The 23431-nt window shown below is 70.1% G+C and carries 20 protein-coding genes; 11 read left to right on the forward strand and 9 right to left on the reverse strand.

Annotated features, from left to right (window positions below; translation table 11 throughout):
- Positions 1 to 114 precede the first annotated feature (114 nt).
- Positions 115 to 1560 (reverse strand): type VII secretion integral membrane protein EccD, encoded by a 1446-nt coding sequence (gene eccD / locus DKM19_RS39285; protein ID WP_110702921.1) that lies wholly within the window; start codon positions 1558 to 1560, stop codon positions 115 to 117.
- Positions 1561 to 1709: 149 nt separating this feature from the next.
- Between eccD and eccCa the strand changes: the two genes are divergently transcribed.
- From eccCa to DKM19_RS39310, 5 genes are all read left to right on the forward strand, one after another.
- On the forward strand, positions 1710 to 5708 hold the full coding sequence (gene eccCa / locus DKM19_RS39290; protein ID WP_110702923.1) for a type VII secretion protein EccCa: 3999 nt from the start codon (positions 1710 to 1712) through the stop codon (positions 5706 to 5708).
- 220 nt (positions 5709 to 5928) lie between these two features.
- Positions 5929 to 6228: a hypothetical protein gene (locus tag DKM19_RS39295; RefSeq protein ID WP_110702925.1), complete on the forward strand. Its 300-nt coding sequence runs from the start codon at positions 5929 to 5931 to the stop codon at positions 6226 to 6228.
- Positions 6225 to 7337, forward strand: coding sequence for a transglycosylase SLT domain-containing protein (locus DKM19_RS39300; RefSeq protein ID WP_110702927.1), 1113 nt, complete (start codon positions 6225 to 6227; stop codon positions 7335 to 7337). The genes DKM19_RS39295 and DKM19_RS39300 overlap by 4 nt, the downstream gene beginning before the upstream one ends.
- Positions 7338 to 7457: 120 nt before the next feature.
- Positions 7458 to 8099: an MBL fold metallo-hydrolase gene (locus DKM19_RS39305; protein WP_110706303.1), complete on the forward strand. Its 642-nt coding sequence runs from the start codon at positions 7458 to 7460 to the stop codon at positions 8097 to 8099.
- Between the two features lie 126 nt (positions 8100 to 8225).
- A complete protein-coding gene (locus DKM19_RS39310; protein ID WP_110702928.1) occupies positions 8226 to 8477 on the forward strand; it encodes a hypothetical protein in 252 nt (83 codons plus the stop codon).
- Between the two features lie 250 nt (positions 8478 to 8727).
- On the opposite strand, the gene DKM19_RS39315 is transcribed toward DKM19_RS39310, so the two are convergent.
- The 4 genes from DKM19_RS39315 to mnmA form a co-directional block, all read right to left on the reverse strand.
- The gene (locus tag DKM19_RS39315) at positions 8728 to 10725 is read right to left on the reverse strand and encodes a hypothetical protein (RefSeq protein WP_110702930.1); all 1998 of its coding nucleotides are present in this window, start codon (positions 10723 to 10725) and stop codon (positions 8728 to 8730) included.
- A 6-nt stretch (positions 10726 to 10731) separates the two neighbouring features.
- Positions 10732 to 11046 carry a hypothetical protein gene (locus DKM19_RS39320; RefSeq protein ID WP_110702933.1) on the reverse strand — a complete coding sequence of 105 codons (315 nt, stop codon included), beginning with the start codon at positions 11044 to 11046 and terminating at the stop codon, positions 10732 to 10734.
- Positions 11043 to 11438: a YbaB/EbfC family nucleoid-associated protein gene (locus DKM19_RS39325; protein WP_110702935.1), complete on the reverse strand. Its 396-nt coding sequence runs from the start codon at positions 11436 to 11438 to the stop codon at positions 11043 to 11045. Before DKM19_RS39325 ends, DKM19_RS39320 begins: the two co-directional genes overlap by 4 nt.
- A gap of 92 nt (positions 11439 to 11530) precedes the next feature.
- Positions 11531 to 12601: a tRNA 2-thiouridine(34) synthase MnmA gene (gene mnmA, locus DKM19_RS39330; RefSeq protein WP_110702937.1), complete on the reverse strand. Its 1071-nt coding sequence runs from the start codon at positions 12599 to 12601 to the stop codon at positions 11531 to 11533.
- Positions 12602 to 12836: 235 nt separating this feature from the next.
- On the opposite strand from mnmA, the gene DKM19_RS39335 reads away from it, so the two are divergent.
- From DKM19_RS39335 to DKM19_RS39350, 4 genes are all read left to right on the forward strand, one after another.
- Positions 12837 to 13883 carry a DUF695 domain-containing protein gene (locus DKM19_RS39335; RefSeq protein WP_110706304.1) on the forward strand — a complete coding sequence of 349 codons (1047 nt, stop codon included), beginning with the start codon at positions 12837 to 12839 and terminating at the stop codon, positions 13881 to 13883.
- A gap of 282 nt (positions 13884 to 14165) precedes the next feature.
- Complete coding sequence (locus DKM19_RS39340; protein WP_162642100.1) at positions 14166 to 15128, forward strand: alpha/beta fold hydrolase; 963 nt, start codon at positions 14166 to 14168, stop codon at positions 15126 to 15128.
- Positions 15129 to 15233: 105 nt separating this feature from the next.
- The gene (locus DKM19_RS39345; protein WP_110702941.1) at positions 15234 to 15764 is read left to right on the forward strand and encodes an RNA polymerase sigma factor; all 531 of its coding nucleotides are present in this window, start codon (positions 15234 to 15236) and stop codon (positions 15762 to 15764) included.
- A complete protein-coding gene (locus DKM19_RS39350) occupies positions 15761 to 16240 on the forward strand; it encodes a hypothetical protein (protein ID WP_110702943.1) in 480 nt (159 codons plus the stop codon). Before DKM19_RS39345 ends, DKM19_RS39350 begins: the two co-directional genes overlap by 4 nt.
- 96 nt (positions 16241 to 16336) lie before the next feature.
- Here DKM19_RS39350 and DKM19_RS39355 read toward each other — a convergent pair whose 3' ends face one another.
- Positions 16337 to 17500 carry a cysteine desulfurase family protein gene (locus DKM19_RS39355; protein ID WP_239513828.1) on the reverse strand — a complete coding sequence of 388 codons (1164 nt, stop codon included), beginning with the start codon at positions 17498 to 17500 and terminating at the stop codon, positions 16337 to 16339.
- 109 nt (positions 17501 to 17609) lie between these two features.
- On the opposite strand from DKM19_RS39355, the gene DKM19_RS39360 reads away from it, so the two are divergent.
- Positions 17610 to 18116, forward strand: a complete 507-nt coding sequence (locus tag DKM19_RS39360; protein WP_089208499.1) for a TetR/AcrR family transcriptional regulator — start codon at positions 17610 to 17612, stop codon at positions 18114 to 18116.
- Between the two features lie 157 nt (positions 18117 to 18273).
- Positions 18274 to 19461, forward strand: coding sequence for an MFS transporter (locus tag DKM19_RS39365; protein ID WP_110702947.1), 1188 nt, complete (start codon positions 18274 to 18276; stop codon positions 19459 to 19461).
- A 283-nt stretch (positions 19462 to 19744) separates the two neighbouring features.
- Here DKM19_RS39365 and DKM19_RS39370 read toward each other — a convergent pair whose 3' ends face one another.
- From DKM19_RS39370 to DKM19_RS39380, 3 genes are all read right to left on the reverse strand, one after another.
- Entirely contained in the window at positions 19745 to 20698 is a 954-nt protein-coding gene (locus tag DKM19_RS39370) for an electron transfer flavoprotein subunit alpha/FixB family protein (RefSeq protein ID WP_110702949.1), read from the reverse strand.
- Between the two features lie 18 nt (positions 20699 to 20716).
- On the reverse strand, positions 20717 to 21496 hold the full coding sequence (locus DKM19_RS39375) for an electron transfer flavoprotein subunit beta/FixA family protein (protein ID WP_110702951.1): 780 nt from the start codon (positions 21494 to 21496) through the stop codon (positions 20717 to 20719).
- Positions 21497 to 21825: 329 nt separating this feature from the next.
- A complete protein-coding gene (locus DKM19_RS39380; RefSeq protein ID WP_110702953.1) occupies positions 21826 to 23238 on the reverse strand; it encodes a serine/threonine-protein kinase in 1413 nt (470 codons plus the stop codon).
- Positions 23239 to 23431 lie beyond the last annotated feature (193 nt).

Here is a 23431-nt window from a genome sequence, read left to right on the forward strand (position 1 = left end):
CAATAAAGCCCGGACGACCGGACGGACCGCTCAACCCGGTGGTCCGTCCATCCGGACGGACCGCTCACCGGACGGGCCGTTCAGCCGGACGGGCCGCTCAGCGGGGCAGACCACTCAGCCGGACAGGCCCCGCACCCAGGAGTAGACGTCCAGCACGCCGAGGGCGAGCGGGAACAGCGAGATGATCAGCAGGACCTCGATGATGTCCCCCGCGCGCCCCCAGAACGGGGACGGCTTTCCCACCGGAAGCCACAGGCCCAGACCCGCCGAGATCGCCGCGACGCACAGCAGTCCCATCACCGCGGCGATCGCCGCCACCCCGCCCAGACCGGCGACATGCGAGATCACGAAGACGACGATCCCGGTGAGTCCCGAGAGCAGCAACCAGAGCCGCTGGCCGAGCCCCTGGAAAACCCGGGCCCGCATGATGAGCGTCAACGACAGCGTCAGCGAGGTGGCCACGGCGACCCAGTCGTCGTCCGTCGCGAGGTAGGTCAGGGCGACCAGCGCCACCATGCCGACCCCCGCGACCAGCCCGGTCGCGTAGCGCTGCGCGTAGACGGTGCGCTCCCGGAGGGACGCCCCGTCGATCTGCTGGTTGTCGTTGCGGAGTTCCTCGGCGCTGGTCGGCATCGTGGGCATCGGCAGACGGGCGAACCGGAACGACAGCATCGGGATCAGCGGGCTGAGCGCCAGCAGGACCGTCAGGGTCACGGCGGCGACTCCCGCGGGGGAGGCGCCGGAGACCATCACGACGGCGGCGCTCACCGATCCGGCCATCGAGGCGACCGCGGCACCGAGAAAGCCCGGTACGCCGTCGGCGATCGCGATCACGCCGATGGTGGCCACGAGACCGAGGGAGGCGAAGGCCGCGAGCATGTTCGGCGCGCTGAACGCGAACGGGCCTCCGGCGCCCGCCGGCGCCAGGAACCCGGCGAAGAAGCCGTACGGCAGGGCCGCGTAGCCGATCAGGGCCCCCGCGGGCGAGTCGCCCACGGCCCGGGACAGCGCGGTGCCCGCGACGATCAGAAGGACCGCGAGCACCCCGGCGAGCACCGCGGAGACCGTCCACGGTGGCCCCGCCAGCGCCAGGGCCACCGACCCGGTGACGAGAACCACGGCCGCGGCCCCCACGCCCGCCAGGCGGGTGTGCCTGTCACCCCATTTCCCGGGACCTTCGGTGACGCCCGTGGCGACCACGTCGGCCACGTCGTCGAACATGGCCGGGGGCAGCACCGACTCACGCGGCCTGAGGTAGAGCACCTCACCGTCGAGCACGCCCAGGCTCCCCAGGCTCTGGCCGATGTCGAGCGGGATGCCGCCGAGCCGCTGGAGCATCCATCCGGGAGCCGCCGCCGAGTCGCCTCCCGCCTCGCCCACCGCGCGCAGCAGGCTCGGCAGCACGTGGGGCAGGGGAATGTCCGCGGGCAGCGCCAGGTCGGCCTTCATGCGCGGAGCCACGATCGTGACGTGGCACAGGGCCGGCAGCGGCGCGGGAAACTGCGCCAGCGCGCCCTGCGGCATCGGCCCCGAAGCGGGCGGTTGAGCCGGCGACCTCACAGTCGTACCCCCTCGTACCATAAGCATCGCAAACCTCACGAATATGCCGGATACGGTAGCGGGCAGAGTGAGGATCATGTGCGACAGCCGTACGTAAACGTTTTCCGGCGGGAAGAAACAGCCCGGACGATCAGAAAGGCGCTCCCAGGGTGAGCATCGTAATCGTGCGGCGCCCGGAGCGCCGTCCACCGCCCAAGCCTCCGCGGGGCGAGGTCCTGCTCGAATCTCCCCCGGAGATCCCGGAGGTCCAGCCGCAGGGCTTCATCGCGGTGCTCACCTACCTGCCGATGGTGGCGGGCGGCGCCGCGATGGGCCTGATGTTCACCGCCGGCGGCAACTCCAGCCCGATCATGTACGTGGCGAGCGGCCTGTTCGCCGTGTCCATGATGGGGATGACGCTGGGTCAGATGGGCCGCCAGTCCGGGGAGCGCAAGCAGCGGCTGAACGGCCTGCGCCGCGACTACTTCCGCTATCTCTCCCAGGTTCGCAAGAAGGTACGGCGAGCGGCCGCCCAGCAGCGCGAGGCCCTCGAATGGAGCGGCCCGGCCCCCGACTCGCTGTGGTGGGTCGCCATGAGCCAGCGCCTGTGGGAACGGCGGCCCCGTGACGACGACTTCGGCACGATCCGGCTCGGCACGGGTGTGCAGAAGCTCGCCATCCAGCTGATCCCCCCGGACTCCAAGCCCGTCGAGGACCTGGACGCCCTGTCCGCCGGCGCGCTGCGAAGGTTCGTCCGGGCGCACTCCACGGTGTCCGAGCTACCGGTCGCGGTGGCCCTGCACTCCTTCGCGCGGATCAATCTGACCGGTGACCCGCTCGCCGTCCGCGAGCTCGTCCGGGCGATGATCGCGCAGATGACCGTGTTCCACTCTCCCGACGACATGCGGATCATGGTGTGCGCGAGCAAGGAGTGGATGGCCCAGTGGGACTGGGTCAAGTGGCTGCCCCACGCGCTGCATCCCGAGCAGACCGACGCCGCGGGGCAGGTGCGGCTCATGACCGAGAACCTCGCCGAGCTCGACCGGCTGGTGGGCGGAGACCTGAAGGAGCGGGCGCGTTTCAAGCCGGGGGCCTCCGCCGACGCCCTGCCGTACCACGTGCTGATCATCGACGGCGGGCACGTCCCGCACGACTCCCAGCTCGGCACCGACGCCATCCAGGGCGTCACCGTGATCGACCTGTCCGGATCGGCGGGACCGATCGAGGAGAAGAACACGCTGCGGCTGAACATCCGGCCGGACGGCTTTTTCATGGTCAAGATCGATCACGCGGGCAAGCAGAGCTCGACCCGCCTGGGCTCCCCCGACGGGCTCGACTTCCTGCGGACCGAGGGCCTGGCCCGCCAGCTCTCCCCCTTGCGCGCCTCGACCGCCAAGGGCGGGGACACGCAGGACGTGCTCGCGGTGAACACCTCACTGACCGACCTGCTGGGCGTCGGCGACGCCTCTCTCCTCGACGCCTCGGCGACGTGGCGGCCCAGGGCCGGGCGCAACCGGCTGCGGGTGCCGATCGGTCTCGGCGTCGACGGCCGCGTGGTCGAGCTCGACATCAAGGAGTCGGCGCAGGGCGGGATGGGGCCGCACGGCCTGGTCATCGGCGCCACCGGATCGGGCAAGAGCGAGCTGCTGCGGACCCTGGTGCTCGGCCTGGCGATCACTCACTCCTCGGAGATCCTGAACTTCGTCCTGGTCGACTTCAAGGGCGGCGCCACCTTCCTCGGCCTCGACACCCTCTCCCACGTCTCGGCGGTCATCACCAACCTCGAAGACGAGCTCCCCCTCGTCGACCGCATGTACGACGCCCTGCACGGCGAGATGGTCCGTCGCCAGGAGCTGCTGCGCTCCGCCGGCAACTACGCCTCCCTGCGCGACTACGAGCGCGCCCGCGAGCAGGGCGCGGACCTCCGGCCGATGCCCACGCTGTTCGTCGTCATCGACGAGTTCAGCGAGCTGCTCGCGGCCAAGCCCGAGTTCATCGAACTGTTCGTGATGATCGGACGGCTCGGCCGCTCCCTCGGCGTGCACCTGCTACTGGCCTCCCAGCGTCTGGACGAGGGCCGGTTGCGCGGCCTGGACACCCACCTGTCCTACCGGGTGGGCCTGCGGACGTTCTCGGCGATGGAGAGCCGGGTCGTGCTGGGGGTCGCCGACGCCTACGAGCTGCCGTCGGCCCCGGGCAACGCCTACCTCAAGTTCGACACCACCGGGATGACCCGCTTCAAGGCCGCCTACGTGTCCGGGGCCTACCAGGCGGACCCCCAGCGCGCGGCGGCATCGGACGGGCGGGGCCCCCTCCGGGAGGTCGTGGAGTACGGCCCGGCGTTCGCCCCGGTCCCCGTGATCGAAGAACCCGCGAAAGAGCTGACGGCGGCGGACGCGCCCGGTGCGAAGGACTCCTCCAACCTTCTGGACATCGTGGTCGGCCGGCTGCGCGGCCAGGGCCCTCCCGCCCACCGGATCTGGCTGGCCCCGCTGGGCGATCCCCCCACCCTCATCCACCTGCTCCCGGCGCTGTCGGTCACGCCGGAGTTCGGCCTCACCACGACCGGCTGGGTGGGCCGGGGCCGCCTGCACACCGTCGTGGGCATCATCGACAAGCCGTTCGAGCAGCGCAGCGATCCGTACTGGCTGGACCTGTCGGGGGCGGCCGGCCACGTCGGCGTCGCGGGCGGGACCCAGAGCGGCAAGAGCACGGTGCTGCGCACCCTGATCTCCAGCATGGCCCTCACGCACACCCCGCGTGAGGTGCAGTTCTACTGCCTGGACTTCGGCGGCGGCTCACTCGCCTCGCTGGAGGCGCTCCCCCACGTGGGCGGGGTCGCCAGCCGCCTCGACACCGACCGCGTCCGCCGTACGGTCGCCGAGATCGCCACCCTCCTGGAGCAGCGGGAACGCAGCTTCACCGAGCAGGGGATCGACTCGATCTCCACCTACCGGCAGCAGCTCGCCGCCGGAACGATCGAGGGCGACCGGTTCGGCGACGTCTTCCTGGTGATCGACGGCTGGCTGACCGTCCGGCAGGACTTCGAAACGCTCGAACCCGTCATCACCGACCTGGCCGCCCGCGGCCTCGGTTACGGCATCCACGTCGTGGCCGCGACCAACAAGTGGTCGGAGTTCCGGCCCGGCATCCGGGACCTGTTCGGCAACCGGGTGGAGCTCAAGCTCGGCGACGCGTACGAATCCGAGGTCGACCGCAAGAAGTCGCTGGCCGTGCCCGAGGGCTCCCCCGGCCGCGGGCTCACCAAGGACGGCCTGCACTTCCTGTCCGCGCTTCCCCGGATCGACGGCATCCAGAAGGCCGACGACCTGTCGGTCGGCGTGCGCACGCTCGTCCACGCGGTCGGCGACGCCTGGCAGGGCGTACCCGCCCCCGGCGTGCGACTCCTGCCGTCCGTGCTGCCCGCCGAGACGCTGCCCGACGCGTCGCAGACCGGGCCCAACCGGATCGCCGTCGGCATCGACGAAGCCACCCTGAATCCCGTCCTCCTCGACTTCGAGGCCGACCCGCACTTCATCGTGGTGGGCGACACCGAGAGCGGGAAGTCCAACCTGCTGCGGCTCATCACCGAGGGCCTGGTCGCCCGGCACACGCCGCACGAGGCCAGGATGATCGTGATCGACTACCGGCGGTCGTTGCTGGACTCCGCCGCGACCGAGCACCGCATCGGTTACGCCGCCTCCAGCGCGGCGGCGCTCGAAATGATCAACGATGCGCGCAGCGCGCTGCTCAAGCGGCTGCCTCCCGCGGACCTCACGCCCGAGCAGCTCCGGGCCAGAAACTGGTGGCAGGGCTCGGACCTCTACATCGTCGTCGACGACTACGATCTCGTGGCGACCTCGTCGAACCCGCTGCATCCGCTGGCGGAACTGCTGCCGCAGGCCCGTGACATCGGCCTGCATGTGATCATTTCGCGGGCGATGGGCGGGGTCGGCCGGGCGATGTTCGACCCGATCATCCAGAGGATCAAGGACATGGCCAGTCCCGCCGTGATCCTCTCCGGCAACAAGGACGAGGGCTTCCTGTTCGGCAACGTGCGGCCTCATCCGCTCCCCCCGGGCCGGGGCTACTTCGTCGACAGGAAGTACGGCGCACGCCTCACGCAGACCGCGTTCCTTCCGCCCCAGGAGCCGCCGGACCCTCAGTGAGCGGGTGACTTCCCGTCGTGAGGTTCCGGAGCACCTCACGACGGGGACCCGCCCCCACGTCCGGTGGGCCCTTCCCGCGGAGGGAAGCCTCCGCGGGAAGGGCCCGGGGCGGTGAGCGCGTCCATCGGGGAAACGGAGGGCGCGCGCCCTTCCGAATAGATCTCTGTCCACTACGATCTACATTTGTCCGCTCTGTGACATCTCGGAGGGAGTCGGCCGGGTGGCAGGTCTTGATCTCCATTTCGACGCGCTTGAGCAGTGCCGGACGGCCACGAACAGAGTGGTCAAGCAGTTTCGCGCGCTGAGCGGCCTGTATCCCGCCCAGGGAGGCGACTCCTCCATCTTCGGAAAGCTGGCCGACTCCTCCGCGCTGGCCACGGCCCTCGACGACGTCGAGAAGACGATCGACAGCGAGCTCGGCAGCGTCACGAGCAAGCTCGACGCGGTCGAGCGGGCCCTGGACGACGTGCAGCGCAACGTCCGCAAGGCCGACGACCCCGACGGGACCAGGTCGTCATGAGCCTGGCCGACAGCGTCTCCATGCTGCCTGGTGGCGGCGAACTGTCCGGCTTCGTGAGCAAGCTCGCCGGCGGCAACCCCACCGCGATCCGCGCGGTCGCGACCCGCTGGCGAGGCGCGGCGGGCAAGGTGAACGAATACGCCGGCGACCTCGGCGCCGCGGTCAACACGGTCGACGCCGCCTGGCAGGGCAAGTCCTCCGAGGCCTTCGGCACTTACATGCGAAAGTACGGCAAGGCCGGCGAGGCGCTCCATGACGCGCTGTCGAACTGCGCGAGCTCTCTCGACACGGCGGCCACCGCGCTGGAGACCGCAAAATCCGAGGTCGACGCCACCTGCGGCAGCCTCCTTGAGACAAGGGACGTCGTCACCTACCTCAACAGCACGTCATCCGAGGAGCGGAAGAAGCTCGAACCGAGTGTCGCGTCGTCGGTCGGCGGCGCCACCTCCTACGCCCGCATCTCTTTCACGGCCGCCGAGAACGCCGTGACCAAAGCCATGGGCGACATCACAAAACAGATGGAGAACAGGCCGCTCTCCTTCGTCGGCTCCTACATCGGGGCACCCGGTGAGCAGACGTTCCTGCCCCAGCCGGGCCACCCCTTCCTCTGGGAGCGGACCGCGAGTTACGGCCAGGCCGGCGGCCCGGACGGCAACGGGCCCGGTGGCGCCGGCGGCAACGGTTCGGGAGGCGGCTTCGGCGGTTACGGGCCGAGTGGGCCTCCCCCGCCCGGCGGCGGCCCCGCGCCCAGCGGCAAGGTCAAGGAGTGGATCGACCAGGCGATCGAGATCCTCAAGGATCAGGGATATCCCGTCGAGAAGATGAATCCGAACGACATCTGGATGATCATCCAGCACGAGTCCGGCGGGAATCCCAACGCGATCAACGAGTGGGACTCCAACGCGGCGGCGGGACACCCGTCCAAGGGCCTCATGCAGACCATCGACCCGACCTTCAACAGCCACAAGCTGCCCGGGCACGGCGACATCTACAACCCCGTGGACAACATCATCGCCGGGGTCCGCTACGCCATCGACCGCTACGGCTCGGTCTCCAACGTGCCCGGCGTCGTCGGATCGAAGACCGGCAGCGGCTACGTCGGCTACTGACGGCGATTCCCGTCAAGGACGGGTAACGGCCACGTCGGCCACGGACCGCCCTTCCCGTCGAAGACTCATTACGGCCACGTCGGCCACGGGCGGCGATTACCGGCGATCTAAAATGTGGTGATGAAGCTCACGAAGTTAATCCACGCGTGCGTTCGCCTGGAGAAGGGCGACTCGGTCCTGGTCATCGACCCGGGATCCTTCAGTGAGGAGTCCGCGCTGGACGGCGCGGATACCGTCCTCATCACCCACGAGCACTTCGACCACGTCGCCCCCGACCGGCTGCGCAAGGCGGCCCAGGCCAACCCGTCGCTGGAGATCTGGACCAACGAGGGCGTGGCCGCCCAGCTGACCGACGTCCCGGCGAAGGTCCAGGTCGTACGGCACGGCGACGCCTTCGACACGGCGGGCTTCGGGGTGAAGGTCTTCGGCGAGCAGCACGCCCTCATCCACCCGGACATCCCGATCATCCGCAACATCGGCTTCCTGGTGGACGAGGAGGTCTTCTATCCGGGCGACGCGTTCACCGCTCCCGGGGTCGAGGTGCCCACGCTGCTGGCGCCGACCAACGCGCCGTGGATGAAGAGTCTCGAGATGATCGCCTACCTGCGCGAGGTCCGGCCCGCACGGGCGTTCTCCACGCATGACGGGCTGATCAACGAGTTCGGCCAAAAGATCATCGACAGCTGGCTGGAGATGGAGTCGGACAAGCAGAAGGCCGACATGCGCCGTCTCAAGCCGGGCGAGTCGGTCACGCTTCCGTAAAGCCGGTCCACGCCGCCGCCGCGGTGCCGCCAGGTGCCGGTCACCCGGACGGAGCGACGGCGGTCGAGCCGATCATCATGGGAAGCTTGAGCACGATCGATGGCTTCGTGCCGAAGGAGGACGCCCATGCTTCGAGACCCGAGCATCTGTGACGCGTGCGCTCGTCTTCACCGGAGACGCAATCCCGAAGCCGAGACCACGATGGACATGTGGACGCCGTACTGCGACGCCTTTCCCGGTGGGGTGCCGGACGCGATCTTCTTCGGCGGCTTCGACCACAGGGAGGAGTATCCCGGCGACGGAGGCATTCGCTTCGTTCTCCGGGAAGGCGAGGAGAACGTCCTGCGTCTGTACGAGGGGCGGACCGGCGTCTCCTGAGAGCCCGTCTGCACGAGGAGAAACGGGCGTCCCCTGAGAACCCGTCTGCACGAGAAGCAAACGGGCGTCCCCTGGGAGCCCGTCTGCACGAGAAGCAAACGAGCGTCCCCTGAGAACCGCGGATCGGAAACCCCGAGCCCGATCGCGGGGTGGAGATCCGCCCGGGCCGGCTACCCCTCCGCGCCAGATCACGCGCTCTGCAAGCGGCACGGGGAACCTCCGGCCCGAGGGCCGGAGAAGAGGTCAAGGCTCAGCCGCCGTTGTCCGCCGCCCAATGATGGGACTGCAGAACGGTGCCGATCGCGAGGGCGAGCAGACGGGGCGTCCGCGCTCCCATGTATTCGGCGAATGCCTCGGCGACCATTTCGTGCGGGTCGGTGGCCCCGTACCGCGACAGTTCCCGCTCCACTATCTGGGCGATTTCCGGACGAAACCCCACCTCGACGGCGACCCGTCGTCCGATCACCTCTCTGACCTCCTGCATCAGCTTCTGTTCCACGCTGTCGGGCAGACGTTCGAGAAGGTGATGGCCGAGCTCGTGGTAGAGGACCGCCCCGGGGTCCTCGTAGCCGCGCGACAGCCAACCGGCCTGCATCCGAGACGCGTACAGATCGGTCATCTGATGGAGGTCGCGCAGCTGGAGGGCGTTCAGGTAGATCCCCGTGTCGGGACCCCTCAGCACGGAGTAGGCCCCCACGCTGTCGACGAACCTGTTCTTCGGATCGGCCGTGCTGATGGTGCCCACCTCGCTCAGCGCCGCGGGGAACCTGTCCGCGACCTGTTCCAGCACCCGGTTGTACTCCCGCGCGACGTCGGGATGTATCGGAGCGGACGTGTAGTCGACCACGGGGGCGGAGTCGCCGAGTCTCTCCGCGAGGATCTGCCGCGCCTCGGCTTCGACATCGGTCAGCGCCTGCAACTGCTCCGGCGAGAAGTGCGGCGGCTCCGCCGCACCGTTGTGGCCGCCCCCGTCGGTGTCACCCGTGACCGCGTCGCGCGTGTCCGCCGCTCCCCCGTCCGTCCGGTCGGCCGCCTCCTCGCTGTGCGGAGCGGGGGCCTCCGGCGTCTCACCGGGCGCGTCGTCCCAGTTGATTATTCTGTCGATGCCGGACCGCCCCTGGCCTGAGCCGTCACCGGCCCGCCCTCCGGAAGCCGGCCTGGCACCCTGTTCCCCGCCGGAGCGGGCCGGGGCCTGGTGCGACACGGGGGCGGGCGCCGGAGGCGGACCATCGGCGCGGTGCGTGACGCCTTCCGGTTTCGCGACCTCCGGCCGCACCGTGCCGTCGGGTACGGCGTGCGCCAGGTTGGTGGCCGATCCGCCGCCCGGTCCCCCGTCTCCGCCCCGCGAGAACGGGTTTCCTCCCGCCCAGTGCGCGTCCGCGCCCCCGAACACCCCCGCCGTGGTCCCCTTGAGCACCGTCTCCCAGTCGAACCGGCCGCTCAATCCCAGGCTGACCGCCGTGGCGGCACCGTTGGCCAGCCCCGACTGCCCCATCAACCCCCACATCGACCGGCTCGACGCCACCAGCGTCTTCTCCAGCGCCGACATCTCCGCTCGTGACAGCCCGGCCTGCAGGCCCGCGGTCGACAAGCGTGACAGGCTCCCCGAAATCCCCGTCAGGAAAACCCCCGTCAGCGCGCCCGTCCCCGCGGACGCCAGAACCTGCTCCCAGTCGATGGAGTCACGCCTCGACTGGGATGCCTGCACCGCCAGGTCCAGCCCGCCCATCACCCCGCCGAACAAGGCGATGTTGAACAACAACCGCTTGGCGATCTGCTGGATCGTCATCCGGGTCAGTTGCGCTCTCGCACCGATCAGCGCCAGCGACACTCCGCCCCATGGCCCGGCCGCCGCCGCCAGGAGCCAGATGAGCTGGAAGATCAGGAACCAGACCGACACCTCGATCATCCGCTTGGTGTACTCGACCTGCACGCCCACCCGGTTGAACTCCAGCGCCGCCCCCACCAGCCGATCCACCAGGTCGGCCTGCTTGCCGCCCGACACTTGACGCACATGGTCGGCGAACGCCTTCAGCGCGTCCCCGTCCCAGTCGGCATCCGGCCGGGCCGCCCTCATCGTGCCGAGGCCGCCGTGCGGTCCCCCCGTCGCCACATTCCGTGCCGTCGCCGCGCACGCGTCCGCCAGCCGGAAACACCCCGACTCATCCCCCTCGGGCCAGTCCATCCCCACGGCCCACCCCACCCACGGCTTCGCCCAGTCAGGGACCAGGAAACCGTCGAAGCCCACGGAGGATCACACGCCGGGAAGGGTGCCGGCGTGCTCGGCCGCCTGGTATCCGTCGGCACTCGCGGCCAGTCGTCCGCGCACGCTCTCAAGCTCGTCGACATACGCCGTGAAAGCGTCGAGGATCGACTCTTTGATCGTCGGGAGGTTCCTCTCCAGCTCCGCGCCGTACTGGTCGTCTCCGAGCGGGCGTCCCTCCTGCAGGAACACCTGCTCCAGCGCGGCGCGCTCCCCCTCGATGTAATCACGCTGCTCGGCGAAGTCCTGGGCCCTGCGGCGGATTCCCGTCAGCGCCGCGTAGTAGCCACCGGACGGTTGCGTCATCCGCGTTCCTCGGGCGACGGCTCCACGGGCTGGGGCAGGAACGACTCAAGGCTCGCCCCCTCCCCGAAGATCTCCTCGTAGGGCAGCCCCTCCGGCACGAAGGGAGCCATCAACTCCCGTGTCCGCTCCGCGATCTCGGCGGTCGCCGCACCGATCTGCTCCATGACCGACCCTGACAGCTCTGACGGCGACAGCTTGCGGTAGACCCGGGGATCGAACTCGATCTCCCGGATCTGGCCGCGTGAGCCCACCGTCACGGTCACCATCCGGTCTTTCGAGTGGGCGGTCGCCGTCAGCTCGCTGAGTTTGCCGTACATGTCACGTAGCTGGCCGGCCTGCCGGTTGTACTCCTCGGCAAGCCCCTCCATGGCGGCCTGGAAGTCATCCGTCATCGATGATCACTTCCATCAAGCGTTCCAGACATGCCACCCATTATTGATCAAACCGGGTCGGTACGGGGACGTACGGAGAACCCGGACCCCGATCAGGCCGCGGAGGCGATGGTCGCCGAGCCGACCACGGTGTCGCCCAGATAGAACACCGCGGCCTGACCCGCGGCGACTCCGGTGGCGGGCGCGTCCAGCGTGATGTGGACCTCGTCGCCGGAGAGCTGGGCGCGGCAGCCGTACACCTCGCCGTGGGCGCGGAGCTGGACCATGCAGGCCAGCGGCTCGCGGGGCGCGTCCACCGGGCCGTTCCAGACCGGGCGCTCGGCCACGATGCTCGTGACCTCCAGGGACGAGCGCGGGCCGACCGTGACCGTGTTGGAGACCGGCTCGATGGACAGCACGTAACGCGGGCGGCCGTCGGCCGTCGGACGGTCGATGTGCAGGCCCTTGCGCTGGCCGACGGTGAAACCGAAGGAGCCCTCGTGCTTGCCGAGGACCTCGCCGGACTCGTCGACGATCGGGCCCTGCGCCGCGCCGAGACGCTTCTCCAGGAAACCGCGGGTGTCGCCGTCGGCGATGAAGCAGATGTCGTGGCTGTCGGGCTTGTCGGCCACCATGAGCCCTCGCCGCGCGGCCTCCTCGCGGACCTGGGCCTTGGTGGAGTCGCCCAGCGGGAAGATCGCGTGCTTGAGCTGGCCCCTGGTGAGCACGCCCAGGACGTAGGACTGGTCCTTGCCCTGGTCGGGGCTGCGGCTCAGCACGCCGTCGGCGATCCGCGCGTGGTGGCCGGTGGCCACCGCGTCGAAGCCCAGCGCGAGGGCGCGATCGAGCACCGCCTCGAACTTGATCTTCTCGTTGCAGCGCAGGCACGGGTTGGGCGTGCGGCCGGCCGCGTACTCGCTGACGAAGTCCTCGACCACGTCGCGGTGGAACCGTTCGGCCATGTCCCAGATGTAGAAGGGGATGCCGATCACGTCGGCGGCCCTGCGGGCGTCCCGCGAATCCTCGATCGTGCAGCACCCGCGGGCGCCGGTCCGATAGGACTGCGGGTTGGAGGAGAGGGCCAGATGGACCCCGGTGACGTCATGTCCCGCCTCGGCGATGCGGGCAGCCGCCACGGCGGAGTCGACGCCGCCGGACATGGCGGCAAGCACACGAAGAGTCATAACCCCTTGAGCGTACCCGCCCCCGTCAGACCGGGAGAATCCGCAGAGCGTACCCACGCCGGCGCGTGCCCTCGGACCGGGAGAATCCAGGCACCGCACCCGCGCCGGCCCGTGCCCCTCAGACCGGGAGAATCCGCAAGGCGGGCCCGCGCCGGCGCGTGCCCTCGGACCGGATGAGTCCGGGGAGCGTATCCACGTTGGCGTGCGCCCCGCCGGGCTGGAAGAATCCGGGGTCATGCGACTGTTCGGACGTAAGAGCGAAGCCGACGCCGGTCCGGCCGAGGGTATCGGCGAGTTCTGGACGTGGTGGGCGGAGGCGAGGCCCGAGCTGGACGCCATGGTCGCCGCCGGCGAGACCGACCGGCTGGCCGAGCTGATCGGCCCCGCGGTCCAGGCCGTCCATCCCTCCCTGGTGTGGGAGATCACCGCGGGACCGAGCGCCGGCCGGGCCCTCGTGGTCACCGCCGCCGGTGATCCCGAGTTGCGTGCCGTCGCGCACCGCTGGGCCGCCGCCGCTCCGGCCGCCGACGCCCTGTGGGAGTTCCACCCGTCCAGGTGGGCCAACCCGCAGGCCATGGACCTCACCCTCGACGTGGACGGCTACGAGCTCACCCTGGACAAGCTCATGCTGGGACTGCGCGTCCCGCACGGCAGCCTCCGCATCGAGGTGATCGCCTACCACCCGAGCTTCACCATCATGGACGACGACACCAGGGCCGAGGCGACCCTGCTCGCCCTCGACTGGATCCTCGGCGAGGACGAGGTGGCCCGCTGGGTGGGCGACGTCTCCGCCTCGGCGTTCGAGCCGATCGACGCCGTGCCCGCCGTGCACCTGCCGGGCGTGGTCGCCGACCTGGCCTCCGGCCACCAGGGCGAGCAGTGGGCGCTGATGGAGGGCGAGACCGCCACCGGGGCCCGGCTGTCCGCCACCGTCCGCTACCCGCTCCGCCCCGTCGACTATCCGCTGTTCGACCGGCACATCACCATCACGCTGCCCTACACGCACCGCGACGGCGACGGACTGCCCATCGGTCCCTCCCTGGAGGCGCTGAGCGACTTCGAGAAGCGCCTTGCCGGGCAGATCGGCAGGCTGACCGGCAAGGCCGTCCTCGCCGCGCACATGAGCGCCGAGGGCCAGCGGACGTTCCACGTCTACGCGGACCCGGCGAGCGACGCGGCCGCCCACCTCGCGAAGCTGATCGCGAGCTGGAAGGACGGCCATCCCAGGACGGACGTGGCCGACGACCCCGGCTGGATCATGATCTCGCCCTTCCTGAGCTGACGGCCCCGGCCGCACGCGCGAATGGGCTTCGGCGAGATACGCGGCTGTCACCACCGCACGCGGGCTCGCCATCCCGCGAATCGCGAATAAGGTCACACACGGCCACTCGCCGACGCGGGCGAGGTGCGAGGTCGCCCCGTAGCGGATCTTCCGCGCACCGGCGGCTCGCCGAGACGCGCGAAGGCGGACCGGCCTTTTCTAAAATGCGAGGGAACGTTTCGCTCGTTCTCCGCCTCCTTGTTGATGACGGCCCATTTTGGGCCGAAACATGAGGAGGAGCTCGTGAACGACGTAGATGTGACGACGGTGGACGGCAGCCGGCAGTGGTCGCCGGACGGCGTCACCCCGGGCGGTGAGGGGCGTTCCATCCCGGCGGTGGACGGGGTTCGGCACCGGTTCGTGGATACGCCGCGGCTGCGCTTTCACGTCGCGGAAGCCGGCTCGGGTGAGCCCGTACTGCTGCTGCACGGCTGGCCGCAGCACTGGTGGGCGTGGCGCAAGGTGATCCCGCTGCTCGCCGGTGACCACCGGGTCATCTGCCCGGACCTGCGTGGTTTCGGATGGACGGACGCGCCGCGATCGGGCTACCGGACCGAGGAACTGGTCGACGATCTCATCGCGCTGCTCGACGTGATGGGGCTGGAGCGCGTGCTCGTGGTGGGCCATGACGTCGGTGGGCGGCTCGGTTTCCACCTGAGCCTGCGTGATCCCACGCGAGTGCGCCGGCTGGTCACGTTGAACGCGGTGCACCCGTACTGGAGCGCGCGCTCGATGGGGGCCTCGGGCGCGTTGCGGTCATGGTGGACGCCGCTGGTGGAGACTCCGCTGCTGGGGCGCCAGGTCGTACGGCACCTGCCGGCCTTCACCCGGATGATGCTCCGGCTCGGCGCGGTCGACCGTGACGTCCTGTCGCCGGACGAGGTCGCGGAGTACGTCGCGGCCACGCGTGAGCCCGCGCGGGCCAGGGCCAGCGAGCGGTTGATGTACGAGTTCGCCTACCACGAGATCATCCCGACGCTGAGGGGCCGTAACCGCTCTCGCCGGCTGACGGTGCCGACGTTGATGCTCAACGGTGAGCGGGACGTGCGGCTCTCACCGCACTCGCTGGGCGGATGGGAGCCCTATGCGGACGATCTGAGCGTCCGCGTGGTGCCCGGTGGCGGACATATGCTCGCCGAGCAGCACGCCGACCTCGTGACCGAGGAGATCCGTGCGTTTTTCGCAACCGGGCGGCAGCCCGGCTAGTGCGCCGGGCGCCCCGGCCTGGCCGGGGCGTGCGGGGATCGCACGGACGGCGGATCCTCGCGGACGCACCCGGACAACGGATTCTCGCGGACGGATATGAGATCGATGCGTACCGACACGTCACAGCTCTGGGGGGACGACGTGGATCCCGCCGATCTGGTGCGGGCCGCGCAACGCGGCGACACGCGCGCGATGAGCGAACTGCTCGACCGGCTCGCGCCCTACGTCGGCCGGCTGTGCGGCCCGATCGCCCTCCAGGACGGCCCCGACGCGGCGCAGGAGGCGCTGACCACCGTGTTCCGCGAGTTACGCCGTCTGCGCGACCCCGCCGCCCTCTACGGCTGGGTCCGCATGATCGCTGTTCGCGAGGCGGTGCGCATGGCGCGACGCACCCTTCACGGCACGGATGCCGGGTTCTACGAGGAGGTGCCCGCCCGGGGAGATCCGCAGCTGGGCACGGACATCCGCGATGTCCTGAACCGGCTGTCCCCGGAGCACCGGGCGGTGCTGGTCCTGCGCGACCTGGAAGGGCTCGACGAGAAAACGGTGAGCGACCTGCTGGCGATCGAGGTCGGAACGGTCAAGTCACGGCTGCACCGAGCACGCGACAACTTCAGGAAGGTGTGGGGACGATGAGTCAGGACTGGCCCGTAGCCGAGCTGGATCCCGTACGACGGTTACGCGTCATGGCCGCCGCGAACCCCGGCGCCATGTTCGGTGAGACCGTCATCCCCGCGCGGTTCGAGCAGGTGTGGGCCGTCGCCGGCGACCTCGAGGTCGAGCTGCCACGCCTGATCCACGACATCCGCAGCGCCCGGATCACCGCCCGGGACGGCGATCGGCTCGAGGTGCGGGCACGTGGGCACCTCGGGCAACGCGCCCGGTTCGATGTGGTCCTGCGTCCCGGATGGTGCTGGATGCAGAGCCGGTACCTCCTCGGAGGAATGGCCGCCGCACCGCACCCGGACGGCACCCGGTTCGCCTTCCTCGGCGGCCTCCGGCTACCGGGCATCCGCGTCCTTCACCCGCTCCTCGGACGCGTGGCGCAGCCGCTGGTCGACGGTGCGCTCCACCGGCTCGAACTCGACGTACGGCGGCGCCTCCGGCCGTGACGTCGCTCACCCGAGCCGGGGAGCGATCAGCCGAGGCGCGCTCGACGTACGGCGGCGCCTCCCGGCCGTGGCGTCACTCGCCCTGGCCGGAAGCGATCAGCTGAGGCCCGCGCGGCGGGCGCGCTCGACGACCTGGCCGAGGACCTCGGTCAGCCGGTCCACGTCGGCCATCGTGGAGGTGTGGCCGAGGGAGAAGCGGAGGGAGCCGCGCGCACGGACCGCGTCGGCGCCCATGGCGAGCAGCACGTGGGACGGCTGGGCCACCCCGGCCGAGCAGGCCGAGCCCGTGGAGCACTCCACGCCCTTGGCGTCCAGGAGCATGAGCAGGGCGTCCCCCTCGCAGCCGGGGAAGGAGAAGTGCGCGTTGCCGGGGAGACGGTTCACCGGATCGCCGTTGAGGATCACGTCGGGCACCGTCTGACGGACCCTGCGGATCAGGTCGTCGCGGAGCTCGATCATGCGGGCCGCGGTCTCGATCCGGCGGGCCACCGCGGTCTGCACGGCCATGGCGAGACCGGCGACGGCGGGCGCGTCGAGCGTGCCCGAGCGCACGTCGCGCTCCTGCCCGCCACCGTGCAGCACCGGCACCGGATCCACGCCCCGGGCCAGCAGCAGCGCGCCGACGCCCATCGGGCCGCCGACCTTGTGGCCGGAGAGCGTCAGCGCGTCGACGCCGGAGTCGGCGAACACCACCGGGATCTGTCCGACGGCCTGAACCGCGTCGGTGTGGAACGGGATGCCGTGGTCCCGGGCGATCGCGGCGAGCACCCGGACCGGCTGGATGGTGCCGACCTCGTTGTTGGCCCACATGACGCTGACCAGGGCGACGCTGTCCGGATCGTGCTCGATGGCGTCACGGAGGGTCTGCGGGTGCACCCGGCCGAACTCGTCGACGTCGAGCAGCTCGACGGTCGCGCCCTGGCGGTCGCTCAGCCAGTGCGCCGGGTCCAGCATCGCGTGGTGCTCGATCGCGCTGATCAGGATCCGGGTCGCGCCGCGGGCGCGGCGGGCCCAGTAGAGACCCTTGACGGCCAGGTTGTCGGCCTCGGTGCCCCCGGCGGTGAAGACGACCTCGCTGGGCCGGGCGCCGAGCGCGGCCGCGATGGTCTCCCGCGACTCCTCCACGACCTGGCGGACACGGCGGCCCGTGGCGTGCAGGGACGACGCGTTGCCGACCTGGCCGAGTTGGGCCGTCATCGCCTCAATCGCCTCGGGAAGCATCGGCGTGGTCGCCGCGTGGTCTAGATAGGCGGACTTCACGGCCGCACTCCCCTCCCGGTTGTTCTCAGCCTCACAAGCGTATCCGCGCTTTCGTGGGGCCTCATACTCACATTGACTACTGAACCGTCCAGACGGTACAGTAAGCGGCATGAGACGGGAAGAGTTGCTGGACGCGGCAGAGGATCTGCTCTGCGACCAGGGCTCCCAGTCACTCACCCTCGCCGCCGTCGCCGAGCGCGCCGGATGCAGCAAGGGTGGCCTGCTCTATCACTTCGGCACCAAGGAAGCCCTGATCAAGGGCATGGTCGAGCGGCTGATCGAGGAGTTCGACGACCTCGTCGCCGCCCAGGGCCAGGACACCTATACAAAAAACTATCTGGCAGCCACATTCGCCGCCGTACAGGGGGGCAGGCTGCGTCGCTGGGCGGTGGTCACCGGAGCCTCCGGCAACCTCTACCTGCTCACACCGCTGCGCGTGGCGATGGCCCGGTGGCATCGCGAGGGGCTCGACAGCGAGCCCGACCCGGCGGCGGCACAGATCGTGCGCCTTGCCTGTGAGGGGCTGTGGGACGTGGCGAGCCATGATCCCGACCTCTACGACGACGACCACTACGCCGAGTTGAAACAGCGCTTACTGGGCCTGCTGCCCGCCTGACCAGGATCGTTCCTGGATTTGATCGCCACCCGAACGGGGGCGCCTCATCGCACAAAGTCTGGTGGTCGCTTTCGCATGCGCGAAAGCGACCGTCTTTGGTGTGCCCGAATCGGCAGTGTTCGAAACGTCTATCGACATCTATTGAAGGGATCGAATCATGACCCGCGTTCTGAGGACGGCCCGCGCCGGCGCGGTCGTCACTTTCATGCTCGCCGGACTTCTGTGCGGATCCATGACCGTGCGCATCCCCGCGCTGTCCGACAAACTCGGCCTGTCCGAGGGCTCGATCGGCATCACCCTCCTCGTCTGGGGCCTGGGGGCATTGATCACCATGCAGTCGATGCGCGGGGTGATGGCGCGCTTCGGCAGCCGGAGCATCCTGCGGGTCGGTGCTCCCCTCAGCGCGGTCGCCCTGGCCCTGCTGGCGCTGGCGCCGACGTTCCCGCTGCTGCTGGTCGCCACCGGCCTCTTCGGCATGGCGTTCGGCGCGGTGGACGTCGCGATGAACGCGCAGGGCTCGACGGTCGAGCGCGCCTACGGCCGCCCGCTGATGAACGGCATGCACGCGGGCTGGTGCGTGGGAGCGATCTCCTCCGGCCTGATCGGCACCGCGGCGATCGCGGCAGGACTCTCGCTCACGGTCCATCTGACCCTGGTCGCCCTGATCGCGCTCCCTCTGATGGTCTTCGTCAGCCGCACCTACCTGCCGGACTCCGTCTCCGTGAACGCCCGAACCGCGACCCGCCGCCGGATGCCGCCGGTGGTCTACCTGCTCGGCGTGATCGCGTTCTGCGCGTTCATGGTCGAGGGTACGGTCGCCGACTGGAACGGCCTCTACCTGCGTGACATCCTCGGCGCTCCCGAGGCCGTGGCCGCCCTGGGCTACCCGATCTTCGAGGCGGGCATGCTCCTCGGCCGCCTCACCGGCGACCGTGTCCGGGCCCGCTTCGGCGCCCGCGGCATGATCATCACCTCCGGTCTCGCCTCCGCGGCCACCTTCTCCGTGGTCCTCACGGCCCCGACGGCCCTGATCGCCATCTCGGCCATGTTCTTCGTGGGCATCGCGGTGGCGACGGTCTCCCCGATGGCGATGTCCCTCGCGGGCGACGCGGTCGCCAACCCCGGCCCGGCCATCGCCCAGACCGGCGCGATGGGCTACGCGGGGCTGCTGCTGGGCCCGGTGATCATCGGTCTGCTCTCCGACCTGGCCACGCTCAGGGTCGGGCTCGGAATCGCCGTCGTGCTCGGCGTCCTGATCGCGCTGACCGCCCGGTTCCTGCCCCGCCCCGGTACGGCCGCCGCCCCTGCCGAGGCCCCTCAGCGCGAGCTCTCCATGGCCGCCTGAGCGTCTCCGTGGCCATCTGGGGCGTGGAACGCCGGGCGCCGTCATCCCTCGCGGCCGATGAGCGTTCCCGGTCGACGGAGCACACGGGACGCCGGTTGCCGCCGCCCTCGCGGTCGAAGATCGACCCCGTTCGGCGGAGCTTCCGTGTCCGGCGGAGGACGCGGGAGCCCTCGGCGCTCACCGGCGCTTCAGCGCTCACCGAAACGCGAGACAGCCCGGAAAAAGCGAGATGGCGCCGCACGACCTGTGCGGCGCCATCTCGCGTATACGACTACTCGTACGGCTACTTGCGCTTGGTGATCTCTTCGGTGAGCTGCGGGACGACCTGGTGCAGGTCCCCCACGACGCCGAAGTCGGCGAGCTCGAAGATCGGCGCTTCGGAGTCCTTGTTGATCGCGATGATCGTCTTGGCGGTCTGCATGCCGGCCCGGTGCTGGATGGCACCGGAGATGCCCGCCGCGATGTAGAGCTGCGGCGACACGGTCTTGCCGGTCTGCCCGACCTGGAACTGGTGCGGGTACCAGCCGGCGTCGGTGACGGCGCGGGAGGCGCCGACGGCCGCGCCGAGGGAGTCGGCCAGGGCCTCGATGACCGAGAAGTTCTCGGCCGAGCCCACCCCGCGGCCACCGGAGACCACGATCGAGGCCTCGGTGAGCTCCGGACGGGCGCCCTTCTCCTGCTTGACCCGCTCCACGACCCTGGCGCCCTTGGCGGCGTCGGAGACGTTGACGGTGACCCGCTCCTCGGCGCCCGCACCCGCGGCCGCCTCGATCGGCGTCGCGTTCGGACGGACCGCGACGATCGGGGTGCCCTTGGTCACGCGCGAATGGACGTTGACCCCGCCGCCGAAGATGGACTGGTCGGCGAGCAGGCCGTCCTCCATGCCCACGGCGTCGGTGAGCACACCGGAGTCGATCTTGATGGCCAGACGGCCGGCGATCTCCTTCGCCTCGGCCGTCGCGGCGACGAACACCGCGGCCGGGGACTTCTCGGAGACGAGCTGGGCCAGCAGCTCCGCCTTGGGAGCGACGACGTAGTCGCCGATCTCGGCGGCGTCGGCCACATAGATCTTCTCCGCGCCGTATTCGGCCAGCTTGGCCTGGGCGTCGGGAGAGTAGCCCTCTCCCGCCCAGACCGCCGACGGCGTGCCCAGCTTCCGGGCGAGCGTCAGCAGCTCCAGCGTGACCTTCTTGACCTGGCCCTCGACATGGTCGACCAGAACGAGAATCTCAGACATCTCAGCTAACCCCCGTTCTCAGACGAACTTCTTCGACGCGAGGAATTCGGCGGTCTTCACGCCGCCGTCACCCTCGTCCTTGACCACCGTGCCGGCCGCGCGAGGCGGCGCGGCCGCGAAGTCGACGACCTCGCTCCAGGAGTTGGCAAGGCCCACCTGGGAGGCGTCGATCTCGGCGTCGGCGACGCCGAGCTTCTCGACCTGCTTCTTCTTGGCGGCCATGATGCCCTTGAAGGACGGGTAGCGCGGTTCGTTGATCTTCTCGACCACGGAGACGACGGCGGGCAGCGAAGCCTCGACCCTGTCGTAGCCGTAGTCGGTGACGCGCTGGATCGTGATGGACGTTCCGTCGACCTCGACCTTGTTGGCGAAGGTGAGCTGCGGCACGCCCAGACGCTCGGCCAGCATCGCGGCGAGCACGCCGGTGCGGGCGTCGGTCGACTCGGAGCCGAGCACGACCAGATCGAAGCCGATCTTCTTGAGCGTCTGCGCCAGGGCGTAGGAGGTGCCCAGCACGTCCGAGCCGTGCAGGGCGTCGTCCACCAGGTGAACGGCCTTGTCCGCACCCATGGCCAGGGCCTTGCGAATGGTGTCGGCGGCCTTGGCGGGGCCCATGGTGAGGACGGTCACCTCACCGCCGTGGGCCTCCTTCAGGCGCAGCGCCTCCTCGACCGCGTATTCACAGAGCTCGTTGATGACGCCGTCGGCGGCATCGCGGTCGAGCGTATTGTCATCGGACCTCAGCTTGCGCTCGGTCGCCGTGTCGGGGACCTGCTTCACGCAGACGACGATGTTCATGGCCGGTGGCCGACCTCCCGTGTACGCGTACGCCACCGCGTCGCTGCGGTTGGCGCCGGATTGCGGTACGCGCACGCGGGGTACGTGCACGCGATGCCAAGATTGCCAGGTGCCCGAGGGCGCTGTGACAGTGGGTGACCCGGTCGGGGACGTACCCGTTCCAGCTCCTCCAACACCATGTTACTCATCGGTAGCTTAGGCGCAAATCGCCAGGTTGCACGGCTTGCGCCACACATCCGGATGACCCGCCCGGTCAGTTATCCTCCCCACCATACCGAACTATATTCCGGAATCTGCGCGGGGATCGGCGCGGCGTACGGGCCTGCGGCTCAGCTGCCGACCAGGATCGCGACAAGGACGAAGACGACGGTCCCCAGGGCCAGCGCCAGGGTGAGCGTGCTGAAGAACGTGCCGAGAACGACCCACAACCCGACGGTGCCGGCGGCACTGGCGAGATCAATGATCATGCGCGGGCGGTTCCGGCGGGCGAACAGGGCGATCCCCCCGTCGGTGAGCATCACCAGCCCGTATCCGGTCAGGAGCAGCAGCGACACCTCCGGCAGCGGGCCCTTGGCCGCCGCGGCCATCAGGGACACGAGCAGGCCGGTGCCGACGACCCAGCGGCGGTGCACAACGGCCCTGCGGCGCTCGCGGGCCTCCTCCGGCGATGGCCTGCCTGGCTGCGGCCGACGGCCAGGACGCCACTGCCGGGTGGTCAGATCGTGCATTCCGGCCGCCTCCGCCTGAAGGGCCGCGTCCTGGACCCGCGCATCCTGAACGTGCGCGTCCCGGACGTGAGCGCCTCGGCCCCGGGCGTCCCCGGCCTGGGCGTCCCGCCGCCCGGCGGCCGGTGCTCCCTCGAACCCGGCGACATCCTGGAACGCCGCGGTGGCGAAGGCCGAACGGGTGCGCGGGGCCGACGGACCCGAGGAAACCACCGCCTGGACGACCGGGGCGGCGCTCAGCCGGACCAGGAGCATGCTCGCGGACGGCCGGGCGGCCGGGTCGCGCAGCAGGCACTCCCGGAGCAGCGGCTCCAGCCAGCCGGGAACGCCCTCCAGGTCGGGAGGGTGGTGGACGACGCGATAGCCGACCGCCGAGGCCGGGCCCGGGCCGTACGGATGCCGCCCCGTGGCCGCGTAGGCCAGAGTCGCCCCGAAGGAGAAGATGTCGGCCTCCGCCCCGGAATCCGCACCCTCCAGCACTTCGGGCGCCAGGTAGCCCGGCGTGCCGAGAATCGCTCCCGCCGTGGTGACCGAGGGGGAGTCGAGCGCGCAGGCGATGCCGAAGTCGATGACAACCGGCTCGCCGTCGGTCAGGATCACGTTGGCGGGCTTCAGATCGCGATGAACGACCCCGGTGGCGTGGATCGCGGTCAGGGCCTCGGCCAGGCCGCACGCCAGCCGTACGAGATCGTCGTCTCCGATCGGCCCGTCACCGGCGACCATCGCGCTGAGCGGACGTCCCTGCACGTAGCGGGTGACCAGGTAGGGGCGGTCGCCCTCCATCGAGGCGTCCAGGACCTCGGCGATGTGCGGGCCCTGGACGCGCCGCATGGTCTCCACCTCGCGGGCCAGCCGGGTGAGGGCGGTCGCGTCGGCCGCGACCTGCGGGTGCAGGATCTTGACCGCCACCGTGCGCCCCTCGGGATCCAGCGCGAGGTGGACCTCGCCGAAGCCTCCCGCCCCGAGTTTTGACAGGAGGCGGTACGGGCCAAGGCGTTCACCGTCCGGCGCAACCATGCGACTCCTTCCGGCCTGCTGTCATCCATGGTGCCGTAGAGTCGGCGATCGTGCACGGGGGGACGGCGAGAACTCGCCCACCTGCGGACACGAGACGCAAGCTAGACGTTTCCCATCGGCCATGGATCACGATCAGGCACGGGAGCGATGGCACGACGCCCACTCCCGGAGGGTCGCGGAGAAGATCCCCGCC

Source organism: Streptosporangium sp. 'caverna', from assembly GCF_003203775.1.
Lineage (GTDB): Bacteria > Actinomycetota > Actinomycetes > Streptosporangiales > Streptosporangiaceae > Streptosporangium > Streptosporangium subroseum.